Genomic DNA, 22,745 nt, shown 5'->3' with positions numbered 1-22,745 from the left:
AATATTTTGTGTCTCTAAGAGTCAAATATCATTTCCTTCAAAAACCTTCCTATGTTTCTACCATTTCCCTGTATTAGATGGATATTTTCTTACAAATATCTTGGATTTATTCCCAACTTAGGTTATACTAGTAAAACATTGGTAGAGAATAACTATCAATGTTTTCTATTATTGGAGTTTCTCCGGAAAGGACCACGGCAATGATCAAACAAGATCTAATTGTATTGATTGAGAAAAAGCGTGCTGAATTAATTCAAGTCGCGGTCACAAACGGCCTGACTTCCTCCATCGCTATTCGCTATAGTCAAGAACTAGACCATCTTTTAAATGAATATAATCGAAAATATATAAAGAAAACTCGCCAAGTGGCGAGTCTCTAATGCAAAAATCCTGGCTAATAACCAGGATTTTTCTTTTTGTCCTTAATGCATGATATCCTCTAAACGTTCCAAAGCCCCATTTTGCAGCAGGAACATTTTATGGTAAAGTCCGCCTAGTGCCAATAACTCTTGATGTGTGCCTCTTTCAACAATTTCTCCTTGATGTAAAACGAGTATTAAGTTCGCGTCTTGTATCGTAGATAACCGGTGGGCAATAGCAATTGTCGTACGCCCCTTTCTCATTTTGGAAAGAGCTGTTTGAATGTTTTCCTCCGTTTCGGTATCAATATTTGCCGTTGCCTCATCGAGGACGAGAATCTTTGGATTAGCGGCAATGGTCCTTGCAAACGCAATTAATTGACGCTGCCCGCTAGAAAACGTAGATCCTCTCTCCACTACTTTATGATGATAGGAATATTCCAGCTTTTCAATAAAGGTATGCGCTTGAACAAATTGAGCTGCTGCCTCTACTTGTTCATCTGTTAAATGATGATTATGAAGCGTAATATTATCTCTTACACTTCCGTAAAATAAAAACGGATCTTGAAGGACAAGCCCCATTTTTTCACGTAATTCATCCTTGGAAAAATGACGGATGGACTGACCATCAATTAAGATATCGCCCTTTTCGTATTCATAGAATCTCATTAATAGATTGATAATCGAACTTTTCCCACTTCCTGTATGACCAACGAGTGCTACGGTTTCTCCAGGATTTGCTGTAAAGGATATATTTTTCAAAACATCCCGCTTGCCATCATAGGAAAAGGTTAAATTCTTAAATTCAATTCTTCCTTTTTCAATCGATAAATTACTTTCATTATTTTGTCCAGGTGCCAATTCCTGCTTATCCAAGATTCTAAAGACACGTGCTCCAGCAACAATTGCTTGCTGGTACAACGATAGCCTCATCATCATGTTATTTACTGGTTCAAAGAACCGCTCCAGATAATTAACAAAAGCATATAACACACCGATTTCTACTGGACTGTCCAATGAAGTAATACCAAAATAATTTAAAACAATGATTAATCCTAAAATGAAAATTAAATCAACTGCAGGACGCAGCAATAATCCATCTATCTTAATGTTCTTCATTCCCGCATCATAGTGATTATCATTGATGTCTTCGAACTCTTTACGAAGTCTTTTTTCCTGACGAAATACTTGAATAATACTCATACCCTGCAGGGATTCACTTAGTTTAGCATTTAATTGGCTAAGTCTTTCACGCATTTCCAAATAAAAACGGGAACTAAATTTCCGATATAAACTCATGACGAGAAGGATTAATGGAATAAAAATAAGACAGAATAATGCCAGCTTTACATCTAGGATAAACATTGTAATGAAAATTCCGGTTAGTAAAAATCCGCTTTGGATAAAAGTCGATAGGACAGTGACAAACATATCTTTAATAGCCTCGGTATCGTTTGTCACCCTTGAAACAATACTTCCCGCCGGCGTTTGATCAAAATACTTAAGACCTAATGATTGCACCTTTGTAAAAATATCAATTCGAAGCTGTTGAATGATCTTTAAAGCAATTTCCTGAAACTTAACTAATTGAAAAAACAACAAAAGGGATTTTATCATTTGAATCCCTAGATAGCTTGCCCCTAGGATAACCAGTGGCTGAAAAACCAAATTTCCTGGTGTAAGGTAATCATCAATAAAGATTTTTACTAGAATCGGAGATGCTAACTCTCCTAGCGTTGTTAACACTAATAGGCTGAATGCTAGGATTAAGTCCTTTTTATGTGGTTTTGTATAAGATAGCAGGCGATATAAAACTCTTTTTTGTTCTTTTTCAGTCAGCTGTGCTGTTTCTTCCATTTTAATGTCCCCCATGTTCAACCAACTCCTCTAGCTGCTGACGTACATACATTTCCTTATACCAGCCATGTGCTGCCATTAATTCTTCATGTGTCCCTCTTTCAATGACCTCGCCATTATCAAGCACAAGAATTAAGTTTGCGTGCTGGATCGCACTCAAGCGGTGAGAGGTAATAATCGTCGTTTTCCCTTCTCGATTCTTTCTTAATGCCGAAAGAATCGCCTCCTCGGTCTTTGCATCGACGGCAGAGAGGGAATCATCTAACAATAACACTTCTGGATTCATCAACAGCGCACGTGCAATACTAATCCTCTGTTTCTGACCGCCAGATAAGGATACTCCCCTTTCGCCCACAACCGTTTGATAGCCTTCTGTAAATTGAAGAATATCATCATGAATACTGGCCAGCTTTGCTGCACCAAAGATATCTTCTTTAGGAGCATGAGGGTTCGTAAAGGCGATATTTTCAGCGACACTCGCAGAAAACAAGAAATGGTCTTGTGGAACATAGCCAATCACTTCACGTAGTTTTTCCAATTTATATTCTTGAAGTGTATGACCGCCGAAGGTAATTCCCCCTTCATAGTCCTCAAATTCACGAATAAGCAGCTTTAACAGTGTTGTTTTACCAGCCCCTGTTTTCCCGACAATCCCTAGTGTCTCTCCTCTATTAAGAGTGAAGCTGATATTCTTTAACATTGGTACTTTTTCACCTGGGAAAGTGAATTTCTCAATATCATAGTGGATATCGCCGCTAGGAACGATCTCTAATGCATCACTTCGATCTGTAATATCAGATTCTTCACGGAGCAGTGCGGCTACACGGTCATACGAAGCACGACCTCGTTCAACGATATTAAATAACCAGCCAAATGCCAACATTGGCCATATTAATAGTCCTAAATAGGTGGTAAAGGCAATTAATTCGCCAATCGTTAACTCCCCAGCCAATACGTATTTGGAACCAAAGGTGATGGCTAAGAAAAAGGAAATAGCTACAATAATTGAAATCGTTGGATCATATAATGAATCTATTTTTGCTACCACGATGTTCTTTTCGACTACATCCTGTGATTGCTTGCTAAAATCCTCTATGTCTTCCTTTTCCTGACCAAAGGTTTTAATGACCTTAATCCCAGAAATACTTTCCTGTGTTTTATCATTCAAATCTGAGAAGGCTTCTTGTGCCTTGTGGAAGGTTCGATGCAGCATCGTACCAAACCAGCTTGTAAGAATAGCCATAAAAGGCATTGGGATTAAACATATCAAGGTTAATTTCCAGCTAATCGTAAATGCCATGGCCAGAATCACAAATCCACCTGTTGAAAGAGAATCAACCAATGTTAGGACTCCTGCCCCAGCCGTTTGTTGTATGGCTTGCAGATCATTTGTCGCATGCGCCATTAAATCGCCAATCCTTCGTTTCTGATAAAACGATGGCGACATGTTTGTAAAGTGTTGATATAAGCGATTTCTTAGCTGTTTGCTAAGTTTGACCGCCGAACCAAAAATCATAATTCTCCAAAAATATCTCAAGACATACATACCGAGTCCTGCCCCGACTAATACCGCCATCCATTCAAGGAGTATACCTTTCGTCATCGTTCCGTTATTAATATGGTCGGCAATGACCCCAATGACCTTTGGCGGCACAAGTTGTAGCAGTGCTACAAACAATAAGATAACGGTTCCAAATATGTAAGCTTTTTTCTCTTGTTTAAAAAACCAGCCTAAATCTAAAAATACTTTCATAATCATTCCCCCGAAAAATGATTCAACTTGTCTTTTTATTATTTTAAAAAATCTTTTACTCACCCGAAGATTTATTTTACCAAATATTATAAAAATAATAAAGATTTAGACACCCAGTCTCTGTATGAAAAAAGCACTCATTTTTTATGAGTGCTTTTCCTAAATTATTCTGCTTCTTTTTCTAACTCAGCCAATTTCTCCTCGGCAGCTGTTCTTAATTCATCTACTTGAACCTTAATGTTATCTGGTACAAACTTCACTCTGTTTAAATAATTTTTGATAACCTTATGATCAGTTAAAATGGCATTGGGCTCATTCGGGTCGTATGTCTTTGTTTGAATTTCATTGTTTTTAATAAAAGCAGATGCAAGGTAGTAGAAATCTTTCTGCGATTCACTCTTTAATGAACCTGTTTCTTTTACTACCGCTTCGTAATCTTTAGCAAGGATTAATTCCGCGAATTTCTCATCCTCAGCTGTCAGCTCTCTAGTATTTGTGTTTTCTTTTGCAGCGTTTGTACCTTCTTCTGTTTGATTCTCTTCAGGAGTAGCTGCTTCTTCTTTTTCTTGCGTTCCACATGCTGTTAAAGCTAAAAGTAGAATTAAAATAAGTGATAAAACTTTTTTCATGTAGTATGGCTCCTTCATTCTGTTGTTCCTTGCTTAGCGTAACTAGTATGAACCTTATTATTCCTTTTTTCAATAGAACAACTAAATATAACACTTTTCGAAAAATTCCTATTTTCAAATAAAAAAAACCACTTCTTTTGATAATTTTCAAAAATAAGTGGTTTTTTGACTTTTTATTTATTTGCCTTGCTGTTTATTCATAGCAGACATCATTTGGTTGATCTTCTTTTGAGAAGGCTTCATACCCATTTGCATCATCATCATTTTTAACATTTGTTCATTAATTGGCGGATTTTTCTTTAAGTAGCTCATCATGTATTTACGAGCAATGAAAAATCCTAGAGCTACACCAGCTACTAATGCTAGTACAACAACTAGAATCCATAAACCTGTACCCATTAAACTTCCTCCTTCATGTTGTCTATCATACAGTGTACTAAATAAAAAGGGAATATACAATATTCTCTTTTAAAAGATTAGACATATTTTCTTTCTTTAATAGGCTTTAACCAACCAAACCGCTGATGATCAAGATCTAAAGCCATAAAGGATGATTCACATTTTCTAAGCACTTCAAAGAAAATCGTTTCGGCTTCATAACTGCCGGAAGCCTCAATTGTAATTAAATCTTGGAAGACTCTTAATTTCGCTGTACTTAGTTTTCCACTTAATTCAATGGAGTATGTACCATGTTCAGCCAGAAAACCTTTCTTTTTTCCAAGTTGTTTTTGAATTAACTGATGTAATTTCAAAACCTCTAATGACTTTGTTATATAAGAAACCTGCTTATTAGTTATAAATTTCAGTTCACCGTCTGCTTTATGATGTTCCTTAAAAAGCTGAAAAAACATACGCTCTCTTCCGAAGTAATGGGCGGCAAATTCATCTTCTATTAGATAAAGCTGATAATTCCTCACCACGATCTCTCCTTCGTTGAATACCCTTTCTATCAATTATAATGAATCACTATCAAAACATTTGTCTTATACCGGCAAAAAATATCACTATTATTGTCGAATCCATATGATTCTTACAAATTTTATTATATCCAACTAATAATTGGAATGTCTTGAGTATTTCAAATCATTCATCTAATGTTCATATATATATATATATAGTAGAAAAGCAAAAAAGAGAACGACATGACGTCGCTCCCTTTGAAATCATCTATTTATTATTGAAGAAGTGCTTTAACACGTGCAACCACATTACTTACACTAAAGCCGTATTCTTCCATAATTTTCTCTCCAGGTGCAGAAGCCCCAAATGTATCAATTGCTAGGACGTCTCCTTCATCACCTGTGTATTTGTGCCAGCCAAATGAAGAACCAACTTCAATTCCAAGACGTTTTTTCACATTCTTTGGAAGAACTGAGTTTTTATATTCCTGTGATTGTTGTTCAAAGCGATCCCATGATGGCATGCTTACAACAGAAACATGAATACCTTCACCAGCTAATGATTTTTGTGCTTCAACCGCTAAACTTACCTCTGAACCAGTTGCAAGTAAAAGTGCATCTGGAGTTTCTCTTTCAGAAGGTGATACAACATAAGCACCTTTTGAAACTCCTTCATATGCATTTTTATCTGTATCCTTAAGTGTTGGTAAATCTTGACGTGTTAACACTAAGGCAGTAGGTTTGTTTGTTGACTCAACCGCAAGCTTCCATGCAGCAGCTGTCTCATTACCGTCTGCTGGGCGAATAATAGAAAGACCAGGCATTGCACGCAGCGCAGCAAGTTGTTCAACAGGCTCATGAGTCGGTCCATCTTCTCCAACAGCAATACTGTCATGTGTAAATACATATGTTACTGGCAAGCCCATTAAAGCAGCAAGGCGGATAGCAGGACGTAGGTAATCAGAGAACACGAAGAATGTTCCGCCAAAAATTTTCACTCCACCATGTAAGGCGATCCCATTCATTGCAGCACCCATTGCAAATTCACGAACACCAAACCAAATATTTCTAGCATCGTAGTTGCCTGGCGCATAATCTCCTGTACCTTTGATCATGGTTTTATTAGAACCAGCAAGGTCAGCTGAACCACCGATAAAGATTGGTAAGTTTTTCGCAATGCCATTTAGTGCCTCACCTGATGATGCTCGGCTTGCTAGTGCTTTACCTTCGCTGTATACTGGAATATCTTTATCCCAGTCCTCTGGCAATTCATTTTTCAGTACTTTTTCTAATTGACTAGCTAATTCAGGATATTCATTTTTATATTGTGCAAAAAGGTCGTTCCATTCTTTTTCCTTTTTCACACCATTTTCAACGATTAGGTTTTGGAAGTTTTGGTAAACTTCATTTGGTACGTGGAAATCTTCTTCAAATGTCCATTTATAAGCTTCTTTTGTCAGCTTTAACTCATCTGCTCCAAGCGGTGAACCATGAACACCTGAAGTTCCAGCACGGTTTGGTGAACCATAACCGATAACTGTTCTAACTTCAATCATCGTTGGTCGATCAAGATCATTTCTAGCTTCTTCTAGCGCTTTAGCAATTTCTTCAAGATTATTTCCGTCTTCCACGCGAACGTATTGCCAGCCGTAAGAAGTGAAACGATCTTTTACACTTTCAGAGAAGGATTTATTTAAATCACCATCAAGTGAAATATCATTGGAATCGTATAAAACTACTAAACGTCCAAGTTTTAAATGTCCAGCAAGCGATGCAGCCTCTGCTGAAACACCCTCCATTAAATCTCCATCCCCACAAATACTATATGTAAAATGGTTTACTAATTCATAATTTTCTTTATTGTAAACACTAGCTGTATGTCGTTCTGCCATCGCCATTCCGACCGCCATTGCAATTCCCTGTCCAAGTGGACCAGTTGTTGCTTCTATCCCATCCGTATGACCATACTCTGGGTGTCCTGGAGTTTTACTTCCCCATTGGCGGAATTGTTTTAAATCATCCATTGTTAGCTTATAACCTGACAAATGAAGCATGCTGTATAATAATGCAGATCCATGCCCTGCAGATAATACAAAACGGTCACGGTTAAACCACTCTGGATTTTTCGGATTATGGTTCATGAAACGTGTCCATAACGCATAGGTCATCGGTGCAGCACCCATTGGCATTCCAGGATGCCCTGAATTTGCTTTTTCAATCATATCAATAGAAAGCGTACGAATAGAGGTTACTGACAAATCATCAATAGTATTAAACATTAATTAAATCACTCCTGATCCACTAGGATAAAAAAATAATAACAACTATTATATTATAGTTCTTATGGTACTAATTCAACAATTAATTTGAGTACTAAACAAATTAAATAACTTTTATTTTCTTATTTTAGCACTCTAGAGGGTGTAATATGTAAAAAGGAAAACAAAATGTTTTCCAAATTAATGAAGATTATATTTTTTTCGCGCTTTTATCTTTTCAGGTGTTACGTCATTTCCTTCTGGATCGATGATTTTGGTATTGGTTAATGTATCCAGCATAGAACTGCGGAAAGTGGTCAAATACTCGCTTCTTAATTTTGATTGTTCCTTCGCTTCTACTTCTGTTAAACCAGTTGCTTTGGCTTTTCTGGCTAACTCATTGATTCTTGCCATTTTTTCTTTCGAGAGCATGAAGAACCCTCCTTTCAAACTTGTCTGTTGATATCCGCTTCGATCATTAGAGTGACAACAATAAGCTTTATCACAGTAATTACTTAAAGACTGATTTTACTAAAAAATAGACCATCTGACAAGGCAAATGGTCTACTGCTCTTCTGATTCGATAGTTAGTTGAGATTCTTGATAGCGTCTGTGAACAGTTGCTTTTGAAATATTGTACCCAAAACCCCTTAAAGTAGCAGCAATCTCCGAAAAAGTTAATTTGTTTTTTCTAAGACGGACTATCTCTTCAATGGGAACTTCTATTTTTTCCCGTCCCGAGTTCGATTCGAGATTTTTAAGATTCTTTTCAGGCTTATATCCATGAGCAATAGCTCTTTTCATTCCACGCTTGATTTTAATATTATGAAGCTTACGCTGATATTCTTCAACCATACCTACTATATTTAGTACCATGGAATCACTTTCAGATAACTGCAGCTCTCCATTATGAGAGATACTATACAGCTTAACACCCTCTTTCATTATAAAATGCAAGAGAGCAATCTTCGCATTTCCTCGTCCAAGCCTCGTTTCATCTTGAATTAAAACTGCTTGTACTGTTTTTTCTTTCAACAAATCCAATAGCTGCAGCATTCCATCTCTATCTAGGTCATAACCACTTGCTTGCTCTCTAATAATGGATACCACACTAAAATGATATTGACCCGCTAGCTTTATAAGTTCCTCTTCTTGACGCTTTAATGATGTTTCCTGGGTATCTTTATTTGTACTTACCCGACAATATATGACAGCATTCACCATCTGCCTTTACTCCCCTCCAGCGCTGGCGTATTCAGTTAAAGATCCAGCTTCAAGGTTTACAGGGATTGTGATTTCATCGCCAGGATAAATTCTATCCCCTTCGATATTGTTATGCTGCTTAACCCAGCTGACAAATTCATTATTGGAGTAAGAATGCTGATTCGAATATTGAGTAGAGATTTTCCAAAGTGAATCACCTTCTGAAACCATAATAGTTACGAACTTCTCTTCCACGTTAGAATTGAAACGTAAGGATAAAATAAAAGCTAATGAACAGCTTAAGATAATTAATAATATTGCATAAGAGTATTTTTCTATTATTTTCTTCATAACAAAACCCCTATTCAGAATATATGTTCGTTTATTTGTTTTTATTATAATCCGAACGTTTGTTTGTTGTCAACAATAATTCGAACTTATGTTTGTATAAAAAATACGAACATGCTATAATTAATTTAAATATTAAATAGGGCGAGGTGTATCTATAATGACAAAAATATCTAAGCGCCAGCAGGATATCCTTGATTTTATTAAAGGGGAAGTAAAGAAAAAAGGGTATCCGCCATCCGTAAGAGAAATCGGAGAAGCGGTTGGGCTTGCTTCTAGTTCTACTGTCCATGGTCATTTAGCACGTTTAGAGAGCAAGGGACTAATTAGAAGAGATCCGACAAAACCGAGAGCAATCGAAATACTAGAAGCAGATGAAACTTTGAATATCCCAAGAAACAATGTCGTCAATGTGCCGATTGTCGGTAAAGTAACTGCTGGTCTGCCAATAACCGCCATTGAAAACGTAGAAGAGTATTTTCCACTGCCTGAAAGTCTAGCGCCTGCCGATGAGCAAGTATTTATGCTAGAAATCATGGGTGAGAGTATGATAGAAGCCGGAATTCTTGATGGAGATTACGTGATTGTAAGACAGCAGCAAAATGCGAATAATGGTGATATCGTCGTTGCTATGACAGACGAAGATGAGGCCACTTGTAAGCGATTCTTTAAAGAAAAAGATTTCATTCGTTTACAACCAGAAAACTCAACCATGGATCCGATTATTCTAAGAAATGTTTCAATCCTAGGAAAAGTTATCGGAGTTTACCGTCATATTCATTAATTAAAAAGAGCAGATGTTGTAAATCTGCTCTTTTTTATGTTTATTTTTGGTAAATTATACAAAAATGTGTATTTTTACTCATTTTATGTGGTTACCACTATTAGTATAATGGTAATACACCAAGATTTACCTTAGGTCAAAAAATCTGGGCTTAAGGAGTGTGGAAAACAGTGTTGAAGGACATTATTTTCTCAATGGTTATTGGTGGATCAGTAGGAATTATCAGTCATGTACGAAAGCACGGAAAAATCATCATGCCTCGTAAAACAAAGAAGTTTATTTACCTAGGTTTTCTAGAAGAAATACTTCTGTGCTTAGTTGCTTGTCTCCTCGTGGTGATTTACACAACTCCCAATTCATTAGTTGAGAATATTTTAGTATCGGTACTTGTAGGGATTAGCAGCGATATTATTCTAACCAAGTTTAAATTACTAAATGAAAAAAGTGAAAAATAAAAGAAACAAAATAACCCAGTATGGATTATATCCACACTGGGTCTCTTAATTTTTGCTGGGAATTCTTTTTGTCAATACTGGGTTACTTACTTTTAGTACATGCTCATGTATTGATCGCGTTCCCAAGGATGTACAGTTGTACGGAACATATCCCACTCGATCTCTTTTGCTTCGATAAAGTGTTCGAAGATGTGCTCTCCTAATCCAGATACGATTACTTCATCTGACTTCAATTGATCTAATGCTTGAGCTAGTGTTGCAGGAAGATCGATGATACCTTCTTCGATTCTTTCTTCTTTGCTCATCACATAGATGTTACGGTCAACTGGAGCTGGAGGAGTCATTTTATTCTTAATTCCATCTAAACCAGCTTTTAATAGAACAGCCATTGCTAGATATGGGTTTGCAGCTGGGTCAACGCTTCTTACTTCTACACGAGTACTTAAACCGCGGGAAGCAGGAATACGAATTAATGGTGAACGGTTTCTAGCAGACCATGCAACATAACAAGGTGCTTCGTAGCCAGGAACTAGACGCTTATAAGAGTTTACAGTTGGGTTTGTTACAGCTGTAAAGTTTGGTGCATGCTTTAAGATTCCAGCAATGAATTGACGAGCTGCATCACTCATTTCTAAGTCGCCAGTTGGCTCGTAGAATGCATTTTTGCCATTTGTAAATAATGAAAGATTCATGTGCATTCCAGAACCATTTACTCCGTATAATGGTTTTGGCATGAATGTTGCATGTAAACCGTGCTTACGAGCAATCGTTTTTACTACTAATTTGAATGTTTGAATTTGGTCACATGCTGTTAAAGCATCCGCATATTTAAAGTCAATTTCATGTTGACCTGGTGCTACTTCATGGTGAGAAGCTTCAATTTCAAAGCCCATTTCTTCTAGTTCTAGCACGATATCACGACGGCAGTTTTCTCCTAAATCTGTTGGCGCTAAGTCGAAGTATCCGCCTTGGTCGTTCAACTCTAGTGTTGGCTCACCTTTTTCATCTAATTTAAATAAGAAGAATTCTGGCTCAGGCCCTAAGTTAAAGTCTGTAAATCCAAGCTCTTCCATTTCTCTCAATACTCTTCTTAAGTTATTACGTGGATCACCATCAAATGGATGACCTTCTGCAGTATAAATATCACAAATTAAACGAGCTACTTTTCCTTTTTCAGCTGTCCAAGGGAATACCACCCATGTATTTAAATCTGGATATAAGTACATATCAGATTCCTCAATACGTACAAAACCTTCGATAGAAGATCCGTCAAACATCATTTTATTATCCAAAGCCTTTTCTAATTGGCTAACTGGAATCTCAACGTTTTTAATTGTTCCTAAAATATCAGTGAATTGTAGACGAATAAATTTAACATTTTCTTCTTGTGCCAAACGCTTAATATCTTCTCTTGTAAACTTTGCCATTCTTATTACCCCCAAATAGTTTTTTAATAAAGGCTTTTTTCTGTCAGAAATGAGCTTGCAAACTTAATTTCAAGCACAATCAAAGTTTGTTCCATGGTAAAATCGGATTTAGGAACAAATTCAGAAAATTAACCTAATGGAAAAATCGTGACATATCCCCTTGCCTTAAAGACGAACGATTAAATCTGCCAGCTTGCTGTAATTCATGTCTTAGAAGATTTCGCAGCTGGTCATCCGTCAAATCTTGCTTGGCTTTTTCAGCCTGTTCCTGAAGCACATTCACTTGTTGCTGTTTGATAAGGAAGAGCTGTTTTATACCAGCCATATTCACTCCTTGATCAATTAAATCCTTAATTTCTAATAGACTATCAATATCATTTAAACTAAATAGTCTTCTATTCCCATCAGTTCTTGCTGGAGAAATCAATTGATGCTCTTCATAGTATCGGATTTGTCTAGCTGTTAATTCTGTTAGCTGCATGACCGTTCCGATTGGGAATAGTGGCATTGAGCGGCGTATTTCCTTTCCACTCATTCAATTTCTCCTCTCTTTTTGCTAATTTATATTGTTATTATATTTCGTGTTAGAAAAGATGTCAATCCTATGTTAGGTTTTCTAACATGGTTTTTTACAAAAAATAAAAGGACAACTTTATGAAGTTATCCTTTGTATAATTCCTCAGTTTAATTCAATCAAATCTTTTTCAATTAAAGAGTCAACCGCAATACAAACCGCCATTTTCACATGAGAGTAGGTTAATCCTCCTTGAACATAGGCAACATATGGTGGTCGAATCGGCCCATCAGCTGTCAGCTCAATACTTGCACCCTGAATAAATGTTCCAGCAGCCATAATCACATCATCCTCGTAACCCGGCATATAGGCTGGATAGGCCGTCACATGTGAATTAATTGGTGAAGCAAATTGTATCGCTTGGCAGAAAGCAATCATTTTATCCTTATCATCAAATTGAACTGATTGAATTAAATCCGTTCGACTTGAATCCCATTTAGGGGATGAATTCATCCCTAGTTTTTCAAGAAGTGCAGCTGTAAAAACGGCTCCTTTTAAGGCTTGTCCCACTACATGCGGCGCCAAGAAGAACCCTTGATACATTTCTTGAAGACTATATAAGGAGGCTCCCGCCTCTGCTCCAATACCTGGAGAGGTCATTCGATACGAACAGGCTTCAACATATTGTTTTTTTCCTACAATATATCCACCTGTTTTCGCCATTCCCCCGCCCGGATTTTTAATCAGCGAACCTGCCATTAAATCGGCACCTACATGGCAAGGCTCCAATTCTTCGACAAATTCTCCATAACAGTTATCTACAAAAACGACGACATCCTCTTTGATTTCTTTTACAAAAGATATCATCTCTTTGATTTGGGAGACAGTATATGATGGTCTAGTTGCATAACCTTTTGAACGCTGTATTCCTATCATTTTTGTTTTGGGTTTGATTTTTTCAGCTACCAACCCCCAATTTATCGTTCCTTCATCTGTCAGTGCGACACTATCATAAGATATGCCAAACTCCTTTAGAGAACCCACTCCATTACCGCGAATCCCTACAATTTCTTCCAGGGTATCATATGGTTTTCCAGTGATATAGAGAAGTTCATCTCCAGGTCGAAGGATACCAAATAACGCAATGGAAATCGCATGCGTTCCCGAGATAATTTGCGGTCGTACAAGTCCTGCTTCCGCACCAAAAACATCGGCATAAATTAACTCCAATGTATCCCTTCCGATATCATCATATCCATACCCAGTGGATGGCATAAAGTGCGAATCACTCACCCTATGCTTTTGGTAACTTCTCAATACATGAAATTGATTTGTTTCAATTCTCTCGTCTATCTCTTTATGTACGGATGCAATTTGTTGTTCAATATCTTTTACAATTTGTTGAAGCTTTTCCCCATTTTTTAACTGTTGAAACATGCTGTTACTCCATTCTCATTTTGTATTTCTGTAATTGCCCGGAAATTTGTTGATTTGGAAGAGAAAATCCTCTGCATTGATAAAATTCTTTTTCTTCATCAAAGACTAGTTCTCTTACAATCGTCTCATTCTTTAATTGTGCCAGCAGTTTCCCCTCTGTTGAAGGTATACTAACTTGATATTGATCCATCATTTCAATACTGACCTTTTCAATTTTTCTTTTTAGTTCATTGCGATCCTCTTTATCATAGGCACTAATAAAGATGAGAGGCGTGCTTGTCGTTGGCACAAAGTCCGGATGTTTAATATCCCTCTTATTATAGACAGTAATTTGCGGGATGTCTTTAACTTCCAAATCTTCAAGCAGCTTATTAACTGTTTTTTCATGTTGGAAATAGTCTGCATTTGACATATCGACAACATGCAAAAGGAGGTCTGCTTCCTTAACCTCTTCAAGCGTTGAACGGAAAGCAGCAATCAGTGCAGTTGGAAGGTCTTGAATGAATCCAACGGTATCTGTAATTAATGTTTGGAACCCACTTGGTAAAATCAATTTTCGTGTCATTGGATCCAATGTTGCAAAAAGTTGATTCTCCTCAAACGAATCCGCTTCAGACAGTCGGTTAAAGAGTGTTGATTTGCCGGCATTTGTATAGCCAACAATCGCAATTTGGAAGGTTTTGTTTTTCTTTCTTCTTTCTCGGTAACGCTCTCGGTGCTGCACAATTACAGCAAGCTGACTCTTAATTTCATCAATTCTTCGACGAATATGCCGGCGGTCTGATTCGAGCTTTGTTTCCCCAGGTCCTCTTGTCCCAATACCTGCTCCTAACCTTGATAAGGCTGTGCCTTGGCCAGCAAGACGAGGCAGTAAATAATGGAGCTGTGCTAGTTCAACCTGAAGCTTGCCCTCTTTAGACCTTGCTCTTTGTGCAAATATATCTAAAATTAGCTGAGTCCGGTCGATAATACGAGCATTTAACTCAGAAGAAAGATTTCGTTTTTGGCTGGGGGATAGTTCATCGTTAAAAATGACTAGGTCCGCTTCTACCTCATCTACGAGAGCTTTCAGTTCTTCTACTTTTCCTTTTCCTATATATAATGCTGAATGGATACGCTCTCGTTTTTGAACAACCGTCATTAGAACTTCACCCTTAGCTGTTTCAGTTAAGGAAGCAAGCTCCTCCATGGAATATTGGAACCTGCTATCATCTAATGTTTGCGTTTGGCAGCCAACTAAGATTGCTTTTTCTAAGCTTACTTCTTGTTCCATACCAACACCTGCTTTCATCATTTTTCCTTTCCTCATCATACCAAAAAAGATGATTTTACCCTAATTTTTGAAAATATTTGTTGATTAATTACACCACCGTGTTAAAATCATATTGTTTGTTGAATATTTAAAAATATATGTATTTCACTTCGAGGAGAAACCGGACAATATGACATGGGATGTTTTAAGTATTATTGGTACAATTGCTTTTGCTGTTAGCGGTGCCATTGTCGCTATGGAAGAAGAGTATGATATATTAGGTGTTTATATTTTAGGAATTGTCACTGCTTTCGGTGGCGGCGCCATACGAAATTTACTTATTGGGGTCCCGGTTTCTGCTTTGTGGGATCAAGGGTTGTTCTTCCAATTTGCCCTTTTATCGATCACGGCTGTATTTTTGTTTCCAGCAAATTTGTTGCGGCATTGGCAAAGATGGGGTAATCTCTTCGACGCCATTGGCTTGTCTGCTTTTGCGATTCAGGGTGCTATTTACGCAGCGAATATGGACCGTCCGATTAGTGCTGTTATTGTGGCAGCTGTCTTAACGGGAATTGGCGGAGGGATTATTCGTGATTTATTAGCAGGCAGAAAACCGATTGTATTACGATCGGAAATTTATGCCGTTTGGGCTATTGTTGCTGGTCTAATGATTGGATTAAAAATAGCGTCAAGTCCGTGGGAGTTGTACACGCTATTTGCACTTATTACTGCACTAAGGGTACTTTCCTATACGTTTAGTTGGAAGCTTCCTGCTAGGAGACTTGGAGCACATTAAAAAATCGGCGGCATTAAATGTCCGCCGATTTTTTTATGAGTCTTCTTCGAAAACTAAATCATTACTTCGAAGTGTCATTAATTCATGCTTGTCGAAGCTATTCTGCAATAAAAGCCGCATCGCTTGAGCGCGAATAGATTTTTCAATAATATTCCGGACATATCTGCCATTCGAAAAGCTATTGGGATTAAGCACGGATTTCACCCAAATTAAATGATCCTTCAGTTTTTTCTCTGCACCATGGCTCAAGCTATATTCCCGTTCCTCCAGCATCCGGGCAGAAATTTCCATCAATTGATCAATTGTATAATTCGGAAAATCGATGACTAATGGAAACCGGGAGTGCAGCCCAGGATTTAAGGTTAAGAAATAATCCATCTCCCGAGAATATCCTGCCAAAATGAGGATAAATTCATGCTGTTTGTCTTCCATATGCTTAACTAAAGTATCAATCGCTTCTTTTCCGAAATCCTTTTCTCCGCCGCGGCCTAATGAATAGGCTTCATCAATGAACAATATTCCACCCTGTGCTTTTTTAATTAAGTCCCGGGTTTTTTGAGCCGTATGACCAATATATTCCCCCACAAGGTCGGCTCGTTCAGCCTCAATTAGGTGCCCCTTAGTCAGTACGTTCATTTTTAAAAAGAGCTTGCCAATTAATCTGGCAACGGTCGTTTTCCCTGTCCCCGGATTGCCTTTAAACATCATATGAAGGGCTTGCTTTCTTGCCTTCATCCCCACTTCTTCCCGTTTTTTATTCACGAATATCCATGCATAAATTTCTTTTATCATTCGTTTCATTTCTTCCATACCTACTAATGCCCCGAGCTCGTCTTCGATTTCTTTTAACGCGGCGTGCTCCGGGGGTATAACCTTTGGAACAACTTGAGGAACAGGAAGCTCTTTCGTCAATGACTTCCTCTTTTGGGAGTTGAGCGATACTGTTATTTGTCCATTACTCTTCATGCGAATCGGTTGGTCCAAAGCCTTCACCTCTCATTCTGCAACGCAATACTCCTTCATTTATGTGTATTCATCTAATTACCTTTTCATTATAAAAATAAAAAAGAGCCCATAGATTTCATGGGCTCAGGTCATTGGTACAGGTTATTGCGCATCAAGGTCAAGCTGAACATTTCTTTGCGGCGCAAAGGTTGAAATGGCATGCTTGTATACCAATTGCTGTTTTCCTTCTGATTCAAAAAGAACCGTAAAATTATCAAAGCCTTTAATTTGGCCTCTCAATTGGAATCCGTTTAATAAAAATACCGTTACATGGGTATTATCCTTGCGGCACTGGTTTAAAAATTGGTCCTGAATGTTGATGGTGGTTTTCATTTGTATATCCTCCTCTTTTATCTCTACTAATATGTATTCGATTTTACTTGTAGCTTTCCTTCAACGTACTGTGAAATTTCGTTAATTTTTTTTGACAAATCTGAGACATTTGTCATGTCAAACCATTCTACATCCATTTTGTTACGAAACCAAGTTAGTTGTCTTTTTGCATACCGCCTTGAATTTTGTTTTAAACTTTCAATGGCGTCATGATAACTAACCTTTCCATCTAAGTAATCATAGATTTCTTTGTAGCCAATCGCTTGAATGGATTGACAACCTCTGACTCCCTGCTTGTATAAGGCAGAGACTTCTTCGAGGAGCCCTTCGGATATCATTATCTCAACACGAGTATTAATCCGTTCGTAAAGATTTTCCCTATCCATAGTTAAACCGATAAGAGCGGTTTCGTAAAGAAGGTCAGGCTGCTGATTCATTTGATATTCACTCATAATCTTACCAGTACAATGATAAATTTCAAGTGCCCTTATAACTCTTCTCACATTATTTGGGTGAATTTGGCTTGCACTTTCAGGATCTATCTTTGTTAATTCAAGATGCAGCGCCTCATTTCCAATTTCTTTTGCCCTCTCTTCAAGTTGCAAACGAAATGCCTCATCTGCAGGTGCCTCTGAAAACTGATAATCATAAATGACGGCTTGAATATAAAGCCCAGTCCCCCCGACAATGATAGGAAGCTTACCTTTCGAGGTAATTTCGGATATTTTCGTTCGTACAAGCTGTTGGAATTCCGCTGCTGAAAAACCTTCATCCGGCTCTTTAATATCAATCAAATGGTGGGGAATCCCCTCCATTTCCTCGACTTTTATTTTTGCAGTTCCGATATCCATGCCCAGGTAAATCTGCATGGAATCGCCGCTGATAATTTCGCCATTATAACGTTTAGCCAGTTCTATGCTTAGCTTTGTTTTTCCAACTGCAGTTGGACCAATAATGACTAATAATTTCTGTTTTAAATCCAATATTTTCACACTGCCCTTTTTTCATTATTTACACGTGACTCAGAACCATGCCATACTAACATCCTAACATATATTTTAAAAGCAGTTGAACATCAAATAAGTATAATCAAAAAATAACTTTTCTATGCATCATTTTGACAAGGATTTTAATTATTACAGTTTTAGCCCAACTAATAAATTTACTTTACAACTTTACATTCCTATAACGATTCATTTACAAACACCTTCTTACCCCCAAGTTCGTGGTAGGCTTAATCGTAGCTTATTTTGTAGAAAGATGACTAGTCAAATGGCAAGTTGTCGAAAAATAGGGAAATTAGGTGGAGTAAATGTTATCAAACTTTGAGATTGGAATCGACTTAGGAACAGCAAATATATTGGTTTATAGCAAAAACAAAGGAATCGCTGTAAACGAACCTTCTGTGGTGGCCATTGATACAGAAACAAAAAAGGTTGTAGCTTTTGGCATGGAAGCAAAAGAAATGATTGGAAAAACGCCTGAGAAGATCATGGCAATCCGACCATTAAAGGAAGGCGTCATTGCTGATTATGACCTTACAACGGAGCTACTGAAGCATATCATGCGTAAAGCCTCTAAATCCGTCGGTTTTGCCCTTCGTAAGCCAAATGTTGTGATTTGTACACCTTCCGGTTCAACAAGTGTAGAAAGAAGAGCTATTCAAGACGCCGTGAGAAATGCCGGCGCAAAAAAAATCCAGTTAATCGAAGAACCGGTTGCAGCTGCGATTGGTGCCGGAATGCCTGTTGATGAGCCGGTAGCCAATGTAGTTGTTGATATTGGCGGGGGTAATACTGAGGTAGCGATTATCTCATTCGGGGGTGTTGTGTCCTGTCATTCCATTAAAATTGGCGGAGACCGTCTCGATGAAGAGATCATTCAGTATGTCCGCAAGGAGTATAATGTCTTGATTGGCGACAGAACAGCTGAAAATATTAAAATGGAAATTGGTTATGCGTTGGTCGATCACGAAGAGCTACACATGGAAGTACGCGGTCGTGACCTTGTGACAGGATTACCAAAGACGGTTACCCTATCATCCTATGAAATTAGGAATGCTTTGAAAGAATCGTTATCTCATATATTAGAAGCGATCCGCGCAACACTAGAGGACTGCCCAGCGGAACTGAGCGGCGACATCGTCGACCGTGGTGTGATTCTAACGGGTGGCGGCGCATTGATGAAGGGTATGGAAGAATGGCTAAGTAAGGAAATTTTTGTTCCTGTACAATTAGCCCCGAATCCGCTCGAATCCGTGGCAATCGGTACAGGACAAGCCCTAAAATATATGCATAAGCTCCCTGCAACAGTGAGATAGATTGAAAAAAGAGTGCTATTTTTAGCACTCTTTTGCTATTTTATCAGTTTTTTAGTAACTTCGGGCTACTTGCAATGCCCCAAATGCTTTTAATGAATGCGCTACAGTCACTCCAGCCTGCCTGCATTTACCCAAATGCTTTTTATGAATGCTCTTCGGTCACTCCAAGCTGCCTGCATTTACCCATATGCTTTTTATGAATGCTCTTCGGTCACTCCAAGCTGCCTGCATTTACCCATATGCTTTTTATGAATGCACTTCGGTCACTCCAGACCACCTGCATTTACCCAATTACTTTTTCTGAATGCTCTTCGGTCACTCCAGACCACCTGCATTTACCCAAATGCTTTTTCTGAATGCTCTTCGGTCACTCCAAGCTGCCTGCATTTACCCTAGCGCTTTTTATGAATCCTCTTCGGTCACTCCAAGCTACCTGCATTGACCCATATGCTTTTTCTGAATGCACTTCGGTCACTCCAGCCTGCCTGCATTGACCCATATGCTTTTTCTGAATGCACTTCGGTCACTCCAGCCTGCCTGCATTTACCCAAATGCTTTTTCTGAATGCTCTTCGGTCACTCCAGACCACCTGCATTGACCCAATTGCTTTTTATGAATAAACTTCGGTCACTCCAGATAACTCGTAGTACCCATGCCTAAATATCACTCTGACGTTTTCTCATATTATTGAAGTATAGGAATATCGGAAGTGGGATAACGATAAAACCTAAGCTTTTAATAATTTGATTTTTCGCATTTTCTCTTGCCCGGTTCTTTTCATCTTTTACCATTTGATCATATCTTTCACGAACTTCAGGATCTGTTAAGCTTTGACTTTCCTCAGTTGGAACTTTCTTATCATGATATACCTGCTTAAAATCTTCAAAGTTTTGATAATAACCTGGTGGGCTTACTAAATCAGCCGCAGCCATAAAAATTGAGATTCCTCCCCCAATCACCATCATAAGTGTTGCAAACAGAACTAAATACGTATAAAGATGACGTATCACTTTCTCTCCCCCCATTTCTTTATTTTTCGCAGCGTAGACGATTACAAAAATAATAATAACGATCGGTAAAAAAGTACTTAAGAGACCAAAAACAAACACACTCCCACCTCCTTCACATCTCTCTTATAGTGTAATTTTACACCAAAATACAAACAAAGGTAAGTCCTTATTATTATATTTTTCAAAAAAAGAGTGCCTCTTTATAAAAGAGAGCACCCTACATAACTCGTTTAAACATTTTCTCCATCTCATATGACGAATAATGGACAATTATTGGTCTTCCGTGTGGACAGGTAAACGGATCAGAAGCTTTTCTTAAATCATCGAGCAATGCCTGGATTTCATCATTCCGTAAATGGCGATTGGCTTTAATCGAAGCTTTACAACTCATCATGATCGCTGCTTCTTCACGAAGTTTTTTAATATCGACTTTTTTCATCGAAAGCAGCTGCTCAATCATTTCTTCAATCAGTTGTTTTTCATCCCCTATAGGGAACCATTGTGGATGCGAGCGAACGATATAGCCGTTCATTCCAAATTCCTCAAGGAATACCCCAACCTTTTCTAATTCCAAACGGTTTTCATTAATTTTCAAGTATTCGTCCGTGGAATAATCCAGAGTGATCGGAACAAGTAATTCCTGCAGCTCCGAATGGACTTGACCAACTTTTTCACGGAAATACTCATACTTCAATCGTTCCTGTGCCGCATGCTGATCAATAATATATAAACCATTTTCATTTTGAGCAAAGATATAAGTACCATGCATTTGACCAATTGGATATAACCTTGGAATCCGGCTTTCCATTTGGTCGGCATCCTCACTTGATTCAGTTTCTACATCTATTTCATTTGATTCCATCACAGGTGGTGGAGTGTATTCCCAGCTATTTGGTATGGTTACCTCTTCCTCAACCTCTCTAGGAATCATTGGTTCCCCTTTCACATCAAGAGCCGGTACGGTTTCCTGAATGGTATTCGAAACAAAAGATGAATCCCATTTTATTTCTTTTCTCTCGGGAACTGGACTGGTCCTTTCATCAAGAACCAATGTGGTTTGCTCAGACTTCGGAATCTCTTTTTTCTCTTGCGTATATGCAGTTGGAATCAATACCTTCGATTTAAATGCATATTTGATAATTTCAGTGACCAGTTCATTTAGTTCTGCTTCCTTACTAATACGAACCTCCATTTTGGATGGGTGCACATTGACATCCACCAATAATGGGTCCATCTCAATATTAAGGAGAACTATCGGAAATCTTCCTATAGGAAGTAACGTATGGTACCCTTCCTGAATCGCTTTGGCTAGAGCATAATTTTTAATAAAACGACCATTGATCATCGTAGAAATATAGTTTCTAGATGCTCTAGTTACCTCAGGCATCGAGGCATATCCACTAATCTTGTAATCAAGCGACTCCCCAGAAACCGGCACAAGCTGTTTGGCAATTGCCATTCCATAGATAGACGCCAGCACTTGGCGGACATCTCCATTACCGTTCGTTTGCAGCAGTTTACGTTCGTTATGAATTAAGCGGAAGGCAACCTCTGGATGAGAGAGAGCCAGTCGATTCACCACATCGGTAATATTTCCGAGCTCTGTATGAATGGTTTTCATATACTTTAGGCGTGCTGGTGTGTTAAAAAATAAATCAGATATCGTTAGGTCCGTTCCGCGCCTGCTCGAAGATTTCTCAAAAACCTCAACCTTACCGCCTTCAATGACTACTCGATTTCCTGCGCCCTCACCCGTTGAGGTTTTCATCTCCAGCCTTGAAACGGATGCGATACTGGGCAGAGCTTCCCCGCGAAAGCCGAGAGTCTTGATACGAAACAAGTCATTTTCATTTTTTATTTTACTAGTCGCATGACGTTGGAAGGCGAGTAAGACGTCTTCTTCTTCGATTCCATTGCCATTATCCGTGATTCGAATTTTCGCCAGGCCTGCTTCTTCTACTTCAATTTCAATAACCGTACTGCCTGCGTCAATTGCATTCTCTACTAACTCTTTTACAACCGAGGCTGGACGTTCAACTACTTCACCCGCTGCAATTTTATTGGATAGTGCATCATCTAATTGGATAATCTTACCCATACCAGTCA

23 protein-coding genes are annotated in these 22,745 nt (G+C 38.2%); 5 read left to right on the top strand and 18 right to left on the bottom strand.

Annotation, left to right across the window (positions count from 1 at the left end):
* Nucleotides 1–200 precede the first annotated feature (200 nt).
* The gene (locus MLOOGBEN_RS06850) at nt 201–380 is read left to right on the top strand and encodes an aspartyl-phosphate phosphatase Spo0E family protein (protein ID WP_179157503.1); all 180 of its coding nucleotides are present in this window, start codon (nt 201–203) and stop codon (nt 378–380) included.
* Between the two features lie 42 nt (nt 381–422).
* Here the strand turns inward: MLOOGBEN_RS06850 and MLOOGBEN_RS06845 are convergent, their stop codons facing one another.
* The 9 genes from MLOOGBEN_RS06845 to yneA form a co-directional block, all read right to left on the bottom strand.
* Nucleotides 423–2,216: an ABC transporter ATP-binding protein gene (locus MLOOGBEN_RS06845; protein ID WP_179157621.1), complete on the bottom strand. Its 1,794-nt coding sequence runs from the start codon at nt 2,214–2,216 to the stop codon at nt 423–425.
* A 1-nt stretch (nt 2,217) separates the two neighbouring features.
* The gene (locus MLOOGBEN_RS06840; RefSeq protein WP_179157502.1) at nt 2,218–3,969 is read right to left on the bottom strand and encodes an ABC transporter transmembrane domain-containing protein; all 1,752 of its coding nucleotides are present in this window, start codon (nt 3,967–3,969) and stop codon (nt 2,218–2,220) included.
* 164 nt (nt 3,970–4,133) lie between these two features.
* Nucleotides 4,134–4,598 carry a hypothetical protein gene (locus tag MLOOGBEN_RS06835; protein ID WP_179157501.1) on the bottom strand — a complete coding sequence of 155 codons (465 nt, stop codon included), beginning with the start codon at nt 4,596–4,598 and terminating at the stop codon, nt 4,134–4,136.
* Nucleotides 4,599–4,775: 177 nt separating this feature from the next.
* A complete protein-coding gene (locus MLOOGBEN_RS06830; protein ID WP_095251700.1) occupies nt 4,776–4,997 on the bottom strand; it encodes a YneF family protein in 222 nt (73 codons plus the stop codon).
* Nucleotides 4,998–5,074: 77 nt separating this feature from the next.
* Entirely contained in the window at nt 5,075–5,515 is a 441-nt protein-coding gene (gene sirA, locus MLOOGBEN_RS06825; protein WP_179157500.1) for a sporulation inhibitor of replication protein SirA, read from the bottom strand.
* A 257-nt stretch (nt 5,516–5,772) separates the two neighbouring features.
* Nucleotides 5,773–7,776 (bottom strand): transketolase, encoded by a 2,004-nt coding sequence (tkt, locus tag MLOOGBEN_RS06820; RefSeq protein ID WP_179157499.1) that lies wholly within the window; start codon nt 7,774–7,776, stop codon nt 5,773–5,775.
* A 180-nt stretch (nt 7,777–7,956) separates the two neighbouring features.
* Complete coding sequence (locus tag MLOOGBEN_RS06815; RefSeq protein ID WP_179157498.1) at nt 7,957–8,187, bottom strand: DUF896 domain-containing protein; 231 nt, start codon at nt 8,185–8,187, stop codon at nt 7,957–7,959.
* 132 nt (nt 8,188–8,319) lie between these two features.
* Nucleotides 8,320–8,976, bottom strand: coding sequence for a YneB family resolvase-like protein (locus MLOOGBEN_RS06810; protein ID WP_179157620.1), 657 nt, complete (start codon nt 8,974–8,976; stop codon nt 8,320–8,322).
* 9 nt (nt 8,977–8,985) lie between these two features.
* A complete protein-coding gene (yneA, locus tag MLOOGBEN_RS06805) occupies nt 8,986–9,309 on the bottom strand; it encodes a cell division suppressor protein YneA (protein ID WP_179157497.1) in 324 nt (107 codons plus the stop codon).
* 157 nt (nt 9,310–9,466) lie between these two features.
* On the opposite strand from yneA, the gene lexA reads away from it, so the two are divergent.
* Together lexA and MLOOGBEN_RS06795 are read left to right on the top strand one after the other, a co-directional pair.
* Nucleotides 9,467–10,090, top strand: a complete 624-nt coding sequence (gene lexA / locus MLOOGBEN_RS06800) for a transcriptional repressor LexA (RefSeq protein WP_179157496.1) — start codon at nt 9,467–9,469, stop codon at nt 10,088–10,090.
* Between the two features lie 170 nt (nt 10,091–10,260).
* Nucleotides 10,261–10,545 (top strand): DUF4257 domain-containing protein, encoded by a 285-nt coding sequence (locus MLOOGBEN_RS06795; RefSeq protein ID WP_179157495.1) that lies wholly within the window; start codon nt 10,261–10,263, stop codon nt 10,543–10,545.
* A gap of 92 nt (nt 10,546–10,637) precedes the next feature.
* Here MLOOGBEN_RS06795 and glnA read toward each other — a convergent pair whose 3' ends face one another.
* The 4 genes from glnA to hflX form a co-directional block, all read right to left on the bottom strand.
* Nucleotides 10,638–11,972: a type I glutamate--ammonia ligase gene (gene glnA / locus MLOOGBEN_RS06790; RefSeq protein ID WP_179157494.1), complete on the bottom strand. Its 1,335-nt coding sequence runs from the start codon at nt 11,970–11,972 to the stop codon at nt 10,638–10,640.
* A gap of 133 nt (nt 11,973–12,105) precedes the next feature.
* Nucleotides 12,106–12,507, bottom strand: a complete 402-nt coding sequence (locus tag MLOOGBEN_RS06785; RefSeq protein ID WP_179157493.1) for a MerR family transcriptional regulator — start codon at nt 12,505–12,507, stop codon at nt 12,106–12,108.
* Between the two features lie 144 nt (nt 12,508–12,651).
* The gene (locus MLOOGBEN_RS06780) at nt 12,652–13,923 is read right to left on the bottom strand and encodes a methionine gamma-lyase family protein (protein WP_179157492.1); all 1,272 of its coding nucleotides are present in this window, start codon (nt 13,921–13,923) and stop codon (nt 12,652–12,654) included.
* A 4-nt stretch (nt 13,924–13,927) separates the two neighbouring features.
* Nucleotides 13,928–15,196 carry a GTPase HflX gene (gene hflX / locus MLOOGBEN_RS06775; RefSeq protein ID WP_179157619.1) on the bottom strand — a complete coding sequence of 423 codons (1,269 nt, stop codon included), beginning with the start codon at nt 15,194–15,196 and terminating at the stop codon, nt 13,928–13,930.
* Between the two features lie 169 nt (nt 15,197–15,365).
* Between hflX and MLOOGBEN_RS06770 the strand changes: the two genes are divergently transcribed.
* The gene (locus tag MLOOGBEN_RS06770; protein WP_179157491.1) at nt 15,366–15,971 is read left to right on the top strand and encodes a trimeric intracellular cation channel family protein; all 606 of its coding nucleotides are present in this window, start codon (nt 15,366–15,368) and stop codon (nt 15,969–15,971) included.
* Nucleotides 15,972–16,004: 33 nt separating this feature from the next.
* Here the strand turns inward: MLOOGBEN_RS06770 and spoVK are convergent, their stop codons facing one another.
* The 3 genes from spoVK to miaA all read right to left on the bottom strand — a co-directional run bounded on the left by spoVK (nt 16,005) and on the right by miaA (nt 18,292).
* Nucleotides 16,005–16,955 carry a stage V sporulation protein K gene (spoVK, locus tag MLOOGBEN_RS06765; RefSeq protein ID WP_179157490.1) on the bottom strand — a complete coding sequence of 317 codons (951 nt, stop codon included), beginning with the start codon at nt 16,953–16,955 and terminating at the stop codon, nt 16,005–16,007.
* Between the two features lie 123 nt (nt 16,956–17,078).
* Complete coding sequence (gene hfq, locus MLOOGBEN_RS06760) at nt 17,079–17,309, bottom strand: RNA chaperone Hfq (protein ID WP_034672853.1); 231 nt, start codon at nt 17,307–17,309, stop codon at nt 17,079–17,081.
* A gap of 26 nt (nt 17,310–17,335) precedes the next feature.
* A complete protein-coding gene (gene miaA, locus MLOOGBEN_RS06755; RefSeq protein ID WP_179157489.1) occupies nt 17,336–18,292 on the bottom strand; it encodes a tRNA (adenosine(37)-N6)-dimethylallyltransferase MiaA in 957 nt (318 codons plus the stop codon).
* Between the two features lie 329 nt (nt 18,293–18,621).
* Between miaA and mreBH the strand changes: the two genes are divergently transcribed.
* Nucleotides 18,622–19,629, top strand: coding sequence for a rod-share determining protein MreBH (gene mreBH, locus MLOOGBEN_RS06750; protein ID WP_179157488.1), 1,008 nt, complete (start codon nt 18,622–18,624; stop codon nt 19,627–19,629).
* Between the two features lie 656 nt (nt 19,630–20,285).
* On the opposite strand, the gene MLOOGBEN_RS06745 is transcribed toward mreBH, so the two are convergent.
* Together MLOOGBEN_RS06745 and mutL are read right to left on the bottom strand one after the other, a co-directional pair.
* Nucleotides 20,286–20,738 carry a hypothetical protein gene (locus tag MLOOGBEN_RS06745; RefSeq protein ID WP_179157487.1) on the bottom strand — a complete coding sequence of 151 codons (453 nt, stop codon included), beginning with the start codon at nt 20,736–20,738 and terminating at the stop codon, nt 20,286–20,288.
* Between the two features lie 118 nt (nt 20,739–20,856).
* Nucleotides 20,857–22,737, bottom strand: coding sequence for a DNA mismatch repair endonuclease MutL (gene mutL / locus MLOOGBEN_RS06740; RefSeq protein WP_179157486.1), 1,881 nt, complete (start codon nt 22,735–22,737; stop codon nt 20,857–20,859).
* Nucleotides 22,738–22,745: the final 8 nt, after the last annotated feature.

Origin of the sequence: Bacillus sp. EB106-08-02-XG196 (assembly GCF_013396335.1) — a bacterium.
In the GTDB taxonomy this organism is placed as follows: Bacteria; Bacillota; Bacilli; order Bacillales; family Cytobacillaceae; genus Neobacillus.
The sequence above is the reverse complement of the archived record's forward strand: the minus strand, read 5'-3'. Positions and strand labels throughout refer to the sequence as shown.

Excerpts from the sequence above, each read along its gene's own strand:
- MLOOGBEN_RS06850 (WP_179157503.1), top strand. The coding sequence starts at position 201 with ATGATCAAACAAGATCTAATTGTATTGATTGAGAAAAAGCGTGCTGAA.
- MLOOGBEN_RS06845 (WP_179157621.1), bottom strand. The coding sequence starts at position 2,216 with ATGGAAGAAACAGCACAGCTGACTGAAAAAGAACAAAAAAGAGTTTTA.
- MLOOGBEN_RS06840 (WP_179157502.1), bottom strand. The coding sequence starts at position 3,969 with ATGAAAGTATTTTTAGATTTAGGCTGGTTTTTTAAACAAGAGAAAAAA.
- MLOOGBEN_RS06835 (WP_179157501.1), bottom strand. The coding sequence starts at position 4,598 with ATGAAAAAAGTTTTATCACTTATTTTAATTCTACTTTTAGCTTTAACA.
- MLOOGBEN_RS06830 (WP_095251700.1), bottom strand. The coding sequence starts at position 4,997 with ATGGGTACAGGTTTATGGATTCTAGTTGTTGTACTAGCATTAGTAGCT.
- tkt (WP_179157499.1), bottom strand. The coding sequence starts at position 7,776 with ATGTTTAATACTATTGATGATTTGTCAGTAACCTCTATTCGTACGCTT.
- MLOOGBEN_RS06815 (WP_179157498.1), bottom strand. The coding sequence starts at position 8,187 with ATGCTCTCGAAAGAAAAAATGGCAAGAATCAATGAGTTAGCCAGAAAA.
- yneA (WP_179157497.1), bottom strand. The coding sequence starts at position 9,309 with ATGAAGAAAATAATAGAAAAATACTCTTATGCAATATTATTAATTATC.
- lexA (WP_179157496.1), top strand. The coding sequence starts at position 9,467 with ATGACAAAAATATCTAAGCGCCAGCAGGATATCCTTGATTTTATTAAA.
- glnA (WP_179157494.1), bottom strand. The coding sequence starts at position 11,972 with ATGGCAAAGTTTACAAGAGAAGATATTAAGCGTTTGGCACAAGAAGAA.
- MLOOGBEN_RS06785 (WP_179157493.1), bottom strand. The coding sequence starts at position 12,507 with ATGAGTGGAAAGGAAATACGCCGCTCAATGCCACTATTCCCAATCGGA.
- MLOOGBEN_RS06780 (WP_179157492.1), bottom strand. The coding sequence starts at position 13,923 with ATGTTTCAACAGTTAAAAAATGGGGAAAAGCTTCAACAAATTGTAAAA.
- hflX (WP_179157619.1), bottom strand. The coding sequence starts at position 15,196 with ATGGAACAAGAAGTAAGCTTAGAAAAAGCAATCTTAGTTGGCTGCCAA.
- MLOOGBEN_RS06770 (WP_179157491.1), top strand. The coding sequence starts at position 15,366 with ATGACATGGGATGTTTTAAGTATTATTGGTACAATTGCTTTTGCTGTT.
- hfq (WP_034672853.1), bottom strand. The coding sequence starts at position 17,309 with ATGAAAACCACCATCAACATTCAGGACCAATTTTTAAACCAGTGCCGC.
- mreBH (WP_179157488.1), top strand. The coding sequence starts at position 18,622 with ATGTTATCAAACTTTGAGATTGGAATCGACTTAGGAACAGCAAATATA.
- mutL (WP_179157486.1), bottom strand. The coding sequence starts at position 22,737 with ATGGGTAAGATTATCCAATTAGATGATGCACTATCCAATAAAATTGCA.